The sequence below is a fragment of the Nocardia yamanashiensis genome, assembly GCF_021183565.1.
Lineage (GTDB): Bacteria > Actinomycetota > Actinomycetes > Mycobacteriales > Mycobacteriaceae > Nocardia > Nocardia yamanashiensis.
The window spans coordinates 6,925,974-6,939,312 of record NZ_CP089226.1 but is presented as its reverse complement, the minus strand read 5'-3'; the positions used below and the strand labels follow the sequence as shown (position 1 = coordinate 6,939,312).

At 67.4% G+C, this 13,339-nt stretch carries 10 protein-coding genes; 4 read left to right on the top strand and 6 right to left on the bottom strand.

Annotated features, from left to right (window positions below):
- Positions 1-118 precede the first annotated feature (118 nt).
- On the top strand, positions 119-964 hold the full coding sequence (locus LTV02_RS31975; RefSeq protein WP_233035425.1) for a hypothetical protein: 846 nt from the start codon (positions 119-121) through the stop codon (positions 962-964).
- Here LTV02_RS31975 and LTV02_RS31970 read toward each other — a convergent pair whose 3' ends face one another.
- The 4 genes from LTV02_RS31970 to LTV02_RS31955 all read right to left on the bottom strand — a co-directional run bounded on the left by LTV02_RS31970 (position 965) and on the right by LTV02_RS31955 (position 6,004).
- On the bottom strand, positions 965-1,936 hold the full coding sequence (locus LTV02_RS31970) for an SCO2521 family protein (RefSeq protein ID WP_233035424.1): 972 nt from the start codon (positions 1,934-1,936) through the stop codon (positions 965-967).
- Between the two features lie 12 nt (positions 1,937-1,948).
- Positions 1,949-2,977 (bottom strand): SCO2522 family protein, encoded by a 1,029-nt coding sequence (locus LTV02_RS31965; RefSeq protein ID WP_233035423.1) that lies wholly within the window; start codon positions 2,975-2,977, stop codon positions 1,949-1,951.
- A 3-nt stretch (positions 2,978-2,980) separates the two neighbouring features.
- Positions 2,981-3,898 (bottom strand): SCO2523 family variant P-loop protein, encoded by a 918-nt coding sequence (locus LTV02_RS31960; RefSeq protein ID WP_233035422.1) that lies wholly within the window; start codon positions 3,896-3,898, stop codon positions 2,981-2,983.
- A gap of 222 nt (positions 3,899-4,120) precedes the next feature.
- Positions 4,121-6,004, bottom strand: a complete 1,884-nt coding sequence (locus LTV02_RS31955) for an SCO2524 family protein (RefSeq protein WP_233035421.1) — start codon at positions 6,002-6,004, stop codon at positions 4,121-4,123.
- A gap of 100 nt (positions 6,005-6,104) precedes the next feature.
- Between LTV02_RS31955 and LTV02_RS31950 the strand changes: the two genes are divergently transcribed.
- Genes LTV02_RS31950 through LTV02_RS31940 form a run of 3 tightly spaced genes read left to right on the top strand, consistent with a single transcriptional unit; the run spans position 6,105 to position 9,068 of the window.
- On the top strand, positions 6,105-6,971 hold the full coding sequence (locus LTV02_RS31950; protein ID WP_233035420.1) for a carbohydrate ABC transporter permease: 867 nt from the start codon (positions 6,105-6,107) through the stop codon (positions 6,969-6,971).
- A complete protein-coding gene (locus LTV02_RS31945; protein ID WP_233035419.1) occupies positions 6,961-7,791 on the top strand; it encodes a carbohydrate ABC transporter permease in 831 nt (276 codons plus the stop codon). Before LTV02_RS31950 ends, LTV02_RS31945 begins: the two co-directional genes overlap by 11 nt.
- Positions 7,788-9,068 (top strand): ABC transporter substrate-binding protein, encoded by a 1,281-nt coding sequence (locus LTV02_RS31940; RefSeq protein ID WP_233035418.1) that lies wholly within the window; start codon positions 7,788-7,790, stop codon positions 9,066-9,068. The genes LTV02_RS31945 and LTV02_RS31940 overlap by 4 nt, the downstream gene beginning before the upstream one ends.
- A gap of 8 nt (positions 9,069-9,076) precedes the next feature.
- Here the strand turns inward: LTV02_RS31940 and LTV02_RS31935 are convergent, their stop codons facing one another.
- Both LTV02_RS31935 and LTV02_RS31930 read right to left on the bottom strand, forming a co-directional pair.
- Positions 9,077-10,009, bottom strand: coding sequence for a DNA-3-methyladenine glycosylase family protein (locus LTV02_RS31935; protein WP_233035417.1), 933 nt, complete (start codon positions 10,007-10,009; stop codon positions 9,077-9,079).
- A gap of 137 nt (positions 10,010-10,146) precedes the next feature.
- Positions 10,147-12,975, bottom strand: a complete 2,829-nt coding sequence (locus tag LTV02_RS31930; RefSeq protein WP_233035416.1) for an FAD-binding and (Fe-S)-binding domain-containing protein — start codon at positions 12,973-12,975, stop codon at positions 10,147-10,149.
- Positions 12,976-13,339 lie beyond the last annotated feature (364 nt).

Sequence of the window (13,339 nt, the reverse complement as noted above, 5' to 3'; positions counted from 1 at the left end):
TTCACACGGCAACAAGAACCGCCACCGGTGCGTCACGTGAGGGTTCGGATAGCACAGGGCTACAACGGAATTCGCTCAGCATCCGGCATCCGCAGGACGGTCATGGATAACATGGCTCATGCTCGAGCGGAGCTCGCCCTCCTCACCGTTCGTCGCGTCACTCAGCACGCGTATCGAGCGGCATGCGAGCGCGTATCTGGACAGCGTCGTGAATTTCCTAGACCGGCCGCCTGCGGTCACGGAGCAACGTTTGCTGGACAGCTTCGCCACGCACGTCGAGAACGTGCTCGCCAGCTACGAGCCACCAGGGCTTCGCCGTACCGGCGACGATCTCATCTTCGGTCATCTGTACGCGATGGCGGTGTACGGTTCCGCCACCGAACTTCGTTCGGAGACTCTCGAACCCCTGCTTGCCGCCCTTCTCGCCGCGGAAGTGGAATTCCGAGGTCCACTTCGGCTGAGCCGCACCCAAACCAGTCAACTGGCCGAAATCTATGAACGGTTGGGCGGACGGCTGGCTTCGGTCGGTTTACCAGGTCATGCCGCCCTTGCCTTCCAGCGGGCGAAGTACCTCTATCGCGTCGACGAGGACCGTCGCGCGGAGGATCGCTGCGGGCTGGCGCTGGCCCGGGCCCGGCGCCGGGCGACCGCCTCGATGGTACGGCGATTCGGCCATTTGGCCACGGATCTTTTGTGTGGCTATGGATATCGGCCATTCCGCCTGCTTTGGTGGATCGCTCTGCAGGTGCTGGCTTGCGCTGTGGCTGTACTCTTGGTCTCGGATCTCGCCATGGGCACCGTACTGCAACAGGTGCTGATCAACTATCTGAATCCATTGGGGCCCCGGGAGACCGCGGATCTGAGCGGCCCGGTGCGGTGGCTCTACCTGATCGAATCCTATGTCGGCGCACTCACGTCTGCGGTGTTCTTCGCACTGCTGGTGCGGCGCTGGTTCCGCATCTGATCACCAATCGTTTCCGCGAACATCGTTGGCGCGCAATGCGCGCAGGGTCGCGACCGCGACCATGTCACGCAGCTGACCGATCTGTGCGTTCCATTGCCGGGAGAAGCCCGCCTCGGTCTCCAGCAAAGTCCACAGCGGGCGCAGGGTGGCCGGCATGTGCGCACTCGGCATCCACAGGTGGATGAGATGTTCCAGTACGGGGGCCGCTACTGTGATCCCGTCCTCACCCGGAACGACCGCCTGGAGCGCCATGGTCAGTGTGGTCAGCAGCCAGTCGTGCACCGCCATGTCCTCGCAGAAGCGCTGGACCCAGTCCAATTCACGGACGTCCGGCACCACGATTCGAATGGATCGCAGCGTCTCCGACTCCAGTCGGAAGGCCACATGCCGTTCGGAGCCCTCCGGTTGTGAGGAGACACGCGCCGCCCAACGGGTGCGGGTGGCGGCAGTCCGTAATGGCACCTGGTGGTCCAGGCTCTGGTCCATCCGCATTCGGGTCAGCAAGCGCTCACTGATCGAGCGGAGGTCCAGCGTGCCGCCGTCGGCGGAATCGAGAAACCCCCGGGCGAGATCATCCGCAGCGGTATCGGTGATCTTGCTGATCAATTCGACGGTCCCCACGCCGGCCAGATAATGCAACCATGGCCGCCGCTCCGGCACCTCGGCGCGAATCACCCGGGTGCTCGACGAGCTCTGCGCAATTCGGCCGCCGGTAACCACCGCGCGCGAAGCCACAGTCCCGATCGCCCGGCCGACCGCGCGCCTGCCTGACCGTGACAGGGTCGCCAGCCCGGTGTCCACCCCGTGGATGGTGTTCGGCGAGATGGCCAGCGCCACCGGCCGCTGCCGCCGCGCCAGCGGTTGCCCGGGCAACAACGTCAGCAACTCGGCTACCCGATCATGGGGTAGCGCGAACGAATTCGGTAGCAGGCTGGTCTGTACCTCACCCAGCAGCACCAGTGGATCAGTCACGGCCGGTCCGTTTCAGCTGTCACCGATGAAGGCATATCGCAGTCGCCGAGTCACCTCACGCGGCACTCGGACCTCGGGTCTTTCATGCAGACCGCGGTCGGTGAGCTGGTTATACACCTGATCGTCGAGTTGCAGATGTTCCAGGATCACCCGCACCGCGTGCTCGATCCCCAAATAGTGGTTGGGCAGGATGGAAAGCGCACGGTACGCCGCGAACGGCCGGGCGCGGGGGTTCAGTTGGACCACGGCGGGCAGTTCCGCCCACTCACCCGGCCACGTCCCGTTCCACTGCACGGGCTCCGCGATCACTGCGCCCTCGTAGCGAATCATGCCCAGTCGCAACAATTGCCAGATACAGGCGAGGAACGGGCACGACCAAACCCGGCGCGAACCCGACTGTTGATGGTCGTCGCTCCACAACTGCACGTCCAGGAATATGGAATGATTGCGGGCGTTGAACTCCTCCGGGGGCTGCCACGAGTCCTTTCGCATGGCATTGAAGGAACCCGATTCCGGCGAGCGTCTTCCGTTGCACAGCCATCCGGTGTCGGCAGTGGGCGGGCGACGACCATTGGTGTTCGGGGCCGGTTCATCAACTATCCGGGCAGCCATCATGTCCGCCAAAAGGATCGAAGTCCCGGTGGGCTCGCCTGCGGCGAAGACGGGAGTGACGGCGCAAGCCGCCTCCCGCACCAGATAGTCGATGCGGACTCCAGTGCGTTCGGCCAGTTCCAGCAATCGTCCGAGGACCACCCGGGGATCAGTATCCTGCTCCCCCGCAATGGATCTGCCTTGGGAGAAGTAGTCGTCGACGAGAAAGCAGGTGCTCACTCGTGCTTTGGCGCCGAACTCCGTGCCGGCCGCCCCAGTGAACGCTGCGACAAGCGGTGCGACCTGCCGCAGTTGCGCTTCCACCCTATCGGCATGGCCGGCGAGTTCATCCATGTAGAAGTGGCCTACTTCGACCGATAGGTGCGACAGTGCCTGCCCGGCAATCCGGTCGCGGGTCTCGAGCTCGCTGTAATCAGCCGTGAAATCCACTGTTCACCCCAGACTTTCCCACACCGCCACATCGAGCAGATGCTGGGCTAGGTAACGGAAGGCTTCGACGGTTTCCTTGTCGGCGATCTGGTTGGCGACGTCGGAATCGAGTATCACCTGCTCCCGAAAGCGCAAAATCACATCGTCGGGCGTCTGGCCGAGCACCGCCGATGTGCCCATCTGGTGCCTGGATGCCAGGCGGCGCAGAGCCTCCAATTGTGTTCGAACCCAGGCACTCTGCGCCGGGCGCAGATACTCCGGTCCATCCGGGCTCGGGACCGCGACCCGCACGAAGCGCAAGGAGTCGCGCATTACCTCCGGATCGTGCCCACTCGCCACACTCACCTCCAAGATGCCATTTGAGCCGAACACCAGGTTCGCCGTCGACATGATGTGCTGGCGCGTCCAGCGGTGGAATACGAGCCAGCGGGTCGTGGCCGACCGCAACTGCGGCATCGTGGTCGCGTGTAGCGCCAATGCCAGAGCGATTGAGCGACCCGCACTCAAATCCACCAGAGTGACATCGAATTCCTGTTCACACTCCGACAGGAGTCCGGCGCAACGAGACACCTTGGCCGGATCCAAGGCGGTGAATTCGCTGCCGTCCCGATCACCCGGAAACAGGACCAAGCGTCCGCCCGGATGCCGGGACTTCGCCATTTCAACACGGTCGGTCTCCCGTTCGACGCTCACACGAGCAGTGGTCCCGATCTCACCGGACAGGAATCCATGCAGTCCGATGCCATCGGAGATGCCGTGGTCCAAGCGACCGATCTCGAATATCGCTCCCGCCGTGGGCGATCCGAAGTCGAAGTCCAGATAGGCAACGCGACGACCAGACATGCTCAGCCGATAGGCGATATTGCAGCTCGTCACTGAGCGACCGGTGCCGCCTTTGTCAGAGGCACAGAACACCAACATGTCCTCACCACTCTCCTACCGCGTCACCACGGGTCGACGCCGCGCCTGGTTCTCGCGACGCGGCGGTCATCGGGCCACCGCGTGCTGCGATCCTGGGTTTCGCACCCGGCCGCGCGCTTGGCGCGAAAACTATCACGCGCCACCGTTCTCGAACCGGGGAACAGGTGGCGTCACAACACATGAACGGGTTGATTCGGGCTCGTTCGAAAACCCTGCCGGTCGTCACATACTCCTGGTCGCGTCGAGCCGGGCGAAGTCCAGTTCGTCCAATTCCAGCAAAGCCTCGGACGCCAGACTCAGTGCGGTGCCGGGACGTTCGTCGATGATCCGCCGGGCCCGCTGCAACCGCCGCTCGGCGCGGGTGAGCGCCACCCGGTGCGGTGAGGCGTCCTTCTCGCTCAACTCCAGCAGCTCGTGATTGAGCAGGTGTTCGGCCTCGGTGAGCAGTTCCATGGCCCGCACCACCAGGCCGGGCGGGCGCAGCGGCGGATCCTCGTACATCTGCGCGGCGGTCACCAGGCACTCCACCACGCGTTCGGTGAGATACCAAGAGGGCGAATCGTTTTCCTCGCCGCCGAAGATGCGGGCCGGATCGTCCCAGAGTCCGGTCACCCGGCCTTCCCGGAAGGCGCGGCGATCCAGATGGTCCATGGTCGCCTGGGCCAGGGCCATCAGGCGATCGCGGGTCTCCATGGTGCCGGACAGCCGCGCGGCCTGCAGGGTGCGCTTCAACAGCACGGTGGCGTAATCGGACACCGTCCAGGTGAGCAGGGGTCCGCCGCCATTGGCATCGCCGCTGCCGTGCAGGCGCAGGGATACGCCCGGGGTGTGCAGGTGGCGCGCCGGATCGTCCTCGGTCAGACGGCGGATGATCCGGCCGCGCCGTGCGAGTTCGTCGAAAATCGGTGCGGCCCTGGTCAAATCGTCGTCGCTGGCTTCGCGGTTGAGCAGATCCTGCATGAGCACGGCGGACACGATGAGACTGAAGTAGTCCGACTCCTCGCCGTCGGAGGTCCGCCACGGAATGTCCTCCAGCGGCCAGCGGCCGGTGCCGAAGCGCGCCACCGCCGCCCAATAGCGCTGGGCCAGATCCCAGCGCAGCTGCAAGGCTTCGGCCAGGCGGCGCTGCTGCGCGTCGAGCAGGTCGAGTTCACGGGTGCGCACCGAGGTGAGGTCGTTGATGCCGTCCAGCGCGACGACCGTGAAGTGCAGGTACGGCCGGGCGACGGCATAGCCCGGCTCCGCGGCGATCGGCATGTCCACGAAGTCGATGGCCGCGGCCTCCCGCACCAGGCTCCAGCTCCAGCCGCATTCGAACAGCAGCTCTTCGTCGTAGAGATCCACGCCCGGGGTCTGGCTCAGGGTCAGGTCGTTGCGCAGCCGGATGCGCACGCGTTCCAGGCGACGGGCCACCGACTCCACCACCGTCTCGCTGGACGCGCCGGTCTGATTCAGCATGGTGAGCATGGCTTGCCCGTCGGGGTCCTCGGGCCGCACGGTATTGACCACGAAGCTGCGCACCAGGCCGACCATGGCGGCGGTGAGCCGATCGTTGATTCGCTTGTCCAGCACATCTATTCGCTTCGCCAGCGCCCGCGCCTCGGGCCGGGCCTGCGACAGCACGAAGGGCTGGAATCCGCGCAGGAATTTCAGCGCGGCCAGGCACAGGGTCAGGGACATCGAGTAGGAGTCGACGACGTCCAGGTCGAGCTGCCGCTCGGTCGGACCGTCCGCGCCCATCGCCGACAGGTAACTGCCCGCGGAGAAGACCGGGACCTCCCTGGTCTCCGGCTCGCCGTCGAGTTTCTCGACCCTGGTGTACCGCTCGATGTACTGCTCCAGCACCCCGACCAGATTCGCGCCGATCCGCGCGCCGGCGCCCATGGGGGCGAGCACCACCTTGATGTCGTCGGCGATCTCGTCGGGCTGATGCAGCCCGAAGCCGTCGATGACCGTGGCGGGATACAGCAGGCACAGCAGCTGTTCGGCGTCACTGATGGAATTGGAGCCGTCCCGCCCGCCCCAGGTCCAGGCGCCGTCGAGATAGCAGGCGTTCAACAGCGAGCGCCATATTCCGAGAATCTGCTGCCGTGGCTGAATCCGCATCGACGCTGTCCCCTGCCGTATGGTGGCCGCCCCGCTGGACGCGGCACAAACTATCATGCGTCACCGAGCCGCACGCGGTATGCAGGTAGCGTCGCAAACCATGGATCGGACGGTTCGCCGACACGCGGTCAGCTACCTGCTGTTACTACCGAGCCTGATCGGTGTCTGCTGCTTCCTGCTCGCGCCGGTCGCGGTGGTGCTGTGGTTGAGCGTACACAGTTGGAATCTGTTGGGCCCCATTACTTTCACGGGCGCCGGCAACTGGCGGGCAGTCCTGACAGACCGGCAATTCGGGCACTCGATCCTGGTGACGCTGGCGCTCACCGCGTTGGTGGTACCGGCACAGACCGCGCTGGGGTTCGGCATCGCGGCCCTGCTGGCGCGGCGGGCGCGGGGCGGGACGGTGCTGCGGGTGGTTTACGCGCTGCCGTGGATGTGCGCGCCGGTGGCGGTGGGGGTGCTGTGGCAATGGCTGTTCGCGCCGACCGACGGGGCCTTGAATGCGTTGCTGGGGACGCGGATCGAGTGGTTGAGCGAGCCGGCGCTGGCATTGCCCGCGGTGGCGGTGACGACGGTGTGGATGAATGTCGGGTATGTCGCTTTGTTCTTCGTCGCGGGGATTCGGGCGATACCCGGTGAGCTGCTGGACGCCGGGGCGCTGGACGGGGCCACGGGGGTGCGGCGGATCCGGTTCCTGATCTTGCCGCTCTTGCGGCCGACCATGTTCTTCGTGCTGGTCACCGGGGTTTTGAGTGTATTTCAGACGTTCGACAGCGTGTATGCGCTGACTCGGGGCGGGCCGGATCACCGGACGGATGTGGTTGGGATGCGGATGTATTCGGAGGCGTTCGAGGCGGCGCAGCCGGGGCGGGCGGCGGTCATGGCGGTGGTGGTGTTCGCGGTGATGTTCGTGATCACGGTGGCGCAGCACCGGTATTTCCGGGATCGGACGAGTTATGAGTACTGAGGTGCGGGGAGCGCTGCGGGCGGGGGCCGCGTACGCGGTGCTGGTGGCGGGGGCGCTGGTGACGGTCGCGCCGCTGGTGCTGGGGGTGTTCACGGCGTTGAAGACGCCTCGGCAGTTCGCGAGCGAATCCGCCCTGGCGCCACCGGATCCCGTCACGCTGGAGAACTTCCGGACGGTGCTCGATCAAGGGCTGGGGCGGGCCGTTGTGGTGACGGCGCTGATGACGGTGTGCATCACCGGCGGGCAGTTGCTCACGTCGGTGCTGGCGGCATATGCGTTCGCGCGCACCGAGTTTCCGGGACGGGACGTGCTGTTCTGGGTGTACCTGGGGACCATGATGGTGCCGGGGGCGGTGACGCTGATTCCGCTGTATCTGATGTTCGCGAAGCTGGGGTGGCTGAATACGTTCTGGGCGCTGGTGCTGCCGTTCGTGTTCGGGTCGCCGTACGCGATTTTCCTGCTGCGGCAGTACTTCCGGGCGATTCCGGGCGAGCTGATCGACGCGGCGCGAATGGACGGGGCGAATACGGCGGACATCCTGGTGCACGTGGTGGTGCCGATGAGCCGGCCGATTCTGGCGACGCTGACGGTGATCACCGTGGTGGCGCAGTGGAACAACTTCATGTGGCCGCTGGTCGCCGCCAGCGGGGACAAGTGGCAGGTGCTCACGGTGGCCACGGCGAACATGCAGACGCGGTACAACGCGCAGTGGACGTTGATCATGGCGGCCACGACGCTGGCCATCGCGCCGTTGGTGGTGCTGTTCGTGGTGTTCCAGCGGCAGGTGCTGCGGTCGATCGCGTGGACGGGACTCAAATGAGGGTCAAGGAATCGACTCGGGTGCTGGTCGGGATCGCGGTGGTGATCGCGCTGCTGGTGGCGGCGGCGCTGTGGCTGGGGCGGGAGGGGGACGGGTCGGGGCGGACGGTGGTGCGGCTGCGGATCTGGGATCAGAGTTTCGTGTCCGCGTACCGGTCTTCGCTGGATGAGTTCGAGCGGGCGAATCCGGATGTCGAGGTGCGGATCTCGGTGGTGCCGTGGGGGTCCTACGCTCAGAAGCTGCGGCTGGATGTGGCGGGCGGGATCGCCGACGATCTGTTCTGGACCAATTTGTACGAGGACTTCGCGGACGGCGGGCACCTGGTGGATGTGCGCGCGGCACTCGGTGCGGAGGCGGCGCGGGACTGGGATCCGTTCGCGGTCGCGCAGTTCACCAGGAACGGAAAGCTCTGGGCGGTACCGCAGTTCGTGGACGGCGGGAGCGCGATCTACTTCAATCGGGACCTGCTCGACGCCGCCGGGGTGAGTGCGGAACAGCTCGGGACGGCCCGCTGGGACACGGACGAGTCGGTCGACACCTTCCGCCCGCTGCTACGCAGGTTGACGGGCGTCGCGCCGTGGCCGTACAACGCGGCCAATGACTTTCAATCGCTGCTGCTGCCCTACGTCGGATCCGCCGGCGGGCAGGTGCAGGAAGACGGGCGGTTCGCCTTCGCGAGCCCGCGGGGACAGGCGGCGTTCGGATATCTGGTGGGATTGATCGCGGCCGGATTGTCGCCGTCCGCGGCGGATACCAACGGCAGCAGCGATTTCGCGAAGAACGCCTTCCTGCAAGGCCGGCTGCCGCTGTTCCAATCCGGCACCTTCAATCTGGCCACCATCCGGCAGAACGCCGGATTCCGGTGGGGCGTGGCCATGATTCCCGCGGGTCCGGCGGGCCGGGTCAGCGCGAACAATTCCATCGGGGTCGCGGGGAACGCGGCCTCGGCGCACCCGGACGCGGTGCGGCGGGTGCTGGGCTGGCTGGGCAGCGCGGCCGGGAACCGGTACCTCGGGCTGGACGGGGCGAGTATTCCGGCGGTGGTGCCGGAACAGCGGGTGTACCGCGACTATTGGGCGCGGCAGGGTGTGGACGTGTCACCGTTCTTCGAGGTGCTGCGCGGGCGGCAGATATCCGCGGGCGGCGGGCCGGGATTCCCCGCGGCGCTCGAGGCGATCATGCCGGTGTTCGACGAGATGTTCCTGGGCCGGATACCGGTAGCGGCGGGACTGGAACGCGCGCAGCGGGCAGGCAACGACGTGCTGGACGAGCAGTGACGGGCTGATCAGATGCGGCTGTGATCGGTGAACGGGGTGCGCGGGCCGAACTTGGGTTTGCGCGCGAAACCCGCCAACCCGAGCAGGCGAACCGCTCGATAGCGGTGCGGGCGCAGGGGTTCCAGGTATTCGACCATGGCGGCATCGTCGATGGGCCGGCCCAGCAGGGTCCAGCCGACGATCGCGGCGAGATGGAAATCGCCGACCGAGAGCGCGTCCGGGTCGCCGAAGGCGCGCTGGGCGATCTCAGCGGCCGTCCAGATGCCGATGCCGGGCACCGTCCGCAGCCGGGCGGCGGCGTCCGCGTGACTCAGGTCGGCGGCTTCCTCCAGCTTGGGGGCGATACGAGCCGCCAGCACAATGGTTTTCGAACGCTGCGGTTCCACATTGGCGCGGTGATACACCCAGGACGGGATGTGCCGCCAGGTCTCGGCATCCGGCATCAGGCGCAGACCGTCCGGGGCGGGGCCGGGCGCGGGAGTGCCGTAGCGCCACACCAGTTTTCGCCAGGAAGCGTGCGCGGTGCGGGTGTGCACCTTCTGTTCCAGAATGGCCGGGACCACCGCTTCCCACACCAGACCGGTGCGCAACATGCGCAGACCAGGGTTCCGGCGATGCGCCTCCACGATCTTGGGATGGTCCGGGGCGAAGTCGTCCAGGTCCTCGTCCAGGCAGAGCATGACGGGCAGGCGCTCGAGAAACTCCTCCGCACCCGGACCCCAGGCCCGCGCCTCGACCGTATGCCGATCGGCCTGCCGCAGCCGGTAGGTGACCGGTCCGCTCGGCATCCGGGAGGCGTGCCAGTGCGCGCCGTCCGGCGTCTCCTTGTGACACGGATCCCCCAGCCCGCGCCGCAATGGCGATAAGGTGGCGGCCAGATCGATGGGGCGCTCGGACCGCACCGTACGGGTGCAGGCGGTGGCGGTCGGCGCGGAAGTCACCGCCACATGCTAGTCCGACTCTCCGCTCCTCCAGCGCCCGGCGAAGTGCCGTTACCAGCTGGGGCATGCGGATCACGACTGTGCCGAACCGATCAGCCGGCGCCCGGGGAGTTACCTCCGACTCACGAAATCAGTTGTCACCGGCAGCCCGGGCTACCGGATCCATCCGGGCGCCTTGCCTTTGACAGCTGGTCGCCGCGCAGGAATTGCGCGAGGTGCCGTGCGGTGCGGTGCGCCAGCTGCTCGGCCTGGGTGCGGCAGGAGAAACCGTCCGCCAGCAGGATCGTGTCTGCGGCCGCGTCCCGCAGCGCCGGCAGCAGTCCGTTCTCGGCCACCGCGACCGAAATGTCGTAGTGCCCGGATTGCATTCCGAAGTTCCCGGCGAGTCCACAGCAGCCGGAGATCTCGCGCACCCGCGCTCCGGTGGCCGCCAGAATTCTGCGGTCCGCGGCGAAACCGGATTCGGCGTGCTGATGGCAGTGTGGCTGGACCAGGACGGTGGCGCCGGAACGGTCCGGGGGCCGCCAGGACGGGTCCGCTTCGAGGAACTCGGCGAGGGTGCGGACCGCTGCCGCTACGGCTGTGGCGCGGGGGTCGTCCGGGAGCAGGCGCGGCAGATCCGCGCGCAGGGTCGCGGTGCACGAGGGTTCGAGGCCGACGACGACGCCGCCCGCGCGCACATGCGATTCGAGGGCGTCCAGGGTGGCGCGCAGGCGTTTGCGCGCGGCGTCCAATTGGCCGGTGCTGATCCAGGTCAGGCCGCAGCACACCCGGCGTTCCGGAATCCGCACCCGATGCCCGAGTGATTCGAGCAATTCGGCTGCCGCCCAGGCGATCTGTGGATCGAAGGCATCGGTGAAGGTGTCGGTCCACAGCATGACCGCGGGCGAGGCGGTCGCCGATCGGACAGGAGGTGCGGAGGTGCGCCACTGGCGACGAAAACTCTTGCGCGCCAATGCAGGTACCGGGCGGCGCGGGTCGATGCCGGCGGCGCGCAGGCCGAGTCGGCGCGGACCGGCGAGGGCGGTCAGGCCGTTGAATACGCGCGGGAAGCGGGTCGCGGCGGCCAGCCATTGCGGGAGGCGGCCGAGGGAGTAGTGGTCGCGCGGGCGCAATCTGCCCCGGTAGCGGCGGTGCAGCGTCTCCGATTTGTAGGTCGCCATATCCACGCCCGCCGGGCAGTCGGAGCCACAGGCTTTGCAGGACAGGCACAGATCCAAGGATTCGGCGACGGCGTCCGAACGCCAGTCGAGTGCGCCGCGCACCACCTCCTGCAGGACGCGCGCGCGGCCGCGGGTGCTGTCCTTCTCGTCGGCGGTGGCCAGGTAGGACGGGCACATGAAACCTCCGGACGCGCGATTGTCGGCGCGGCACTTGCCGATTCCGACGCAGCGGTGCACGGCGGCGGCCAGGTCGTGGTCCGCCGGGAAGCTGAAACCGTCCGCGAGCGGCAGCGGGGGCAGGCCCGCGAGCCGGAGGTCGGTGTCGATCGGGCGGGGGTGGACCAGTACGCCCGGGTTCAGCACGTCGTCCGGATCGAACAGGGCCTTGAACCCGGCGAAGGCAGCCAATGCCTGGTCGGAGTACATGAACCGCAGCAGTTCCGAACGCGCCCGGCCGTCGCCGTGCTCACCGGACAGTGAGCCGCCGAAGCGCACCACCTGCCGGGCGGCGTCCTCCAGGAACGCTCGGAAGCGTTGCGGCGCATCGGCTATCGGAAGATCGAGGCGCACATGGATACAGCCGTCGCCGAAATGCCCGTATAGCAGGCCGTCCACGCCGTGCTCACGGGTGAGCTCGGCGAATTCCCGCAGGTAGTCGCCGAGGCGCTCGGGTGGGACCGCGGCATCCTCCCACCCCGGCCAGGCCGGATGACCGTCCGGCGTCCGTCCCGCCAGGCCCGCACCGTCGGCGCGAATTCCCCAGAGCGCCTGGGCTTCCGCGGCGTCGGTGACGATCCGCGCATCCAACGCGTGGGCGGAGCCGCACAGCTTCCGGGCGGTATCCAACGCGTGTTCCGCTGTCTCGCCCTCGATTTCGATCAACAGCCACCCGCCGCCGCGCGGCAGCTCCGGTACCCCACCGCGATGGGTCCGCACCACATCGACCAGGCGGGCATCCATTCCCTCCACCGCGATCGGGCCGACCGCCATCACCGCGGCGATATCGTCGGCGGCAGTGGGCATATCGGGATACCCGAGCACCACCAATACCGTCGCGGCGGGCAGCGGAACCAGCTCGACCGTCGCTTCCAGCAGCAGCCCGCACGTCCCCTCGGTACCCACGAACGCCCGCGCGAGCGACGAACCCCGTTCCGGCAGTAGATGTTCCAGGCTGTACCCGGATGCCTGCCGCTCGAACCGCCCCAGCTCGGTCCGGATGAGCGCGAGGTTCGACCGCGTGAATTCAGCCAGCCCCGGGACCGCGGCGAGTTCCGAACCCAACTGCCGCTCGACCCCCGCCCCATCGAGTATCCGCAGCTCACGCACGGTATCGGAGGTCCTCCCCCACGCCACCGCATGCGGCCCGCAGGCATTGTTCCCGATCATCCCCCCGAGCGTGCACCGATTCTGCGTCGAAGGATCCGGCCCGAACCGCAGCCCGTACTCCCCCGCCGCCCGCTGCAACTCCCCCAGCACCACCCCCGGCCGCACCCGGGCAACCCGCTGCTCCGCATCAACCTCCAGAATCCCGTTCAAATACCGCCCGAAGTCCAGCACCAACCCCGGCCCGATCGCATTGCCCGCCACCGACGTTCCCGCACCCCGCGCCGTAACCGAAAGCCCTTCCCCCCGCGCGAACTCCACCACCGCCGCCACATCGTCATCCCCGCGCGGAAACACCACCGCCGCAGGCAACACCCGATAGTTCGAGGCATCGGACGAGTACTCGGCACGCCGCCGATCCGAGGCATCCACCTCACCGGCGAGCCGCGCACCCAACGCTCGCTCCAGCGATCCCGTCACCCCGCCAGCCTAGAAGCAGCACCCCTGCCACGCGCGAACCCCGCCCGGCCGCCAGACCTGTCCACGGCCCCGGGTACGCGGCAAAGCCCAGACGTTCACGCAGTAGGGCAATCCGAACCCCGACATCCGTGGGAGCGGCGGTTCGCTCTGTGCGAACACCAGACCCGAGGCGCCCGGCGGCATGCGGCGCGGCGGGTCGCTCTATGCGAACACCGGACCCAGGTACCTGGGGGTTCGGGGGCGAAGCCCCTTAGAGTTGCTCTCCCCTCCCGAGGGGGTTCCGGGCCGAAGCCCCTGAGAGTTGCTCTCCCCTCCCGAGGGGGTTCGGGGGCGAAGCCCCTGAGTGTTTCGAGAGTTGAGGAAT

Bases quoted from the DNA above. Each gene is read 5' to 3' on its own strand.
- LTV02_RS31975 (WP_233035425.1), top strand. From the start codon at position 119: ATGCTCGAGCGGAGCTCGCCCTCCTCACCGTTCGTCGCGTCACTCAGC.
- LTV02_RS31960 (WP_233035422.1), bottom strand. From the start codon at position 3,898: ATGTTGGTGTTCTGTGCCTCTGACAAAGGCGGCACCGGTCGCTCAGTG.
- LTV02_RS31955 (WP_233035421.1), bottom strand. From the start codon at position 6,004: ATGCGGATTCAGCCACGGCAGCAGATTCTCGGAATATGGCGCTCGCTG.
- LTV02_RS31950 (WP_233035420.1), top strand. From the start codon at position 6,105: ATGGATCGGACGGTTCGCCGACACGCGGTCAGCTACCTGCTGTTACTA.
- LTV02_RS31945 (WP_233035419.1), top strand. From the start codon at position 6,961: ATGAGTACTGAGGTGCGGGGAGCGCTGCGGGCGGGGGCCGCGTACGCG.
- LTV02_RS31940 (WP_233035418.1), top strand. From the start codon at position 7,788: ATGAGGGTCAAGGAATCGACTCGGGTGCTGGTCGGGATCGCGGTGGTG.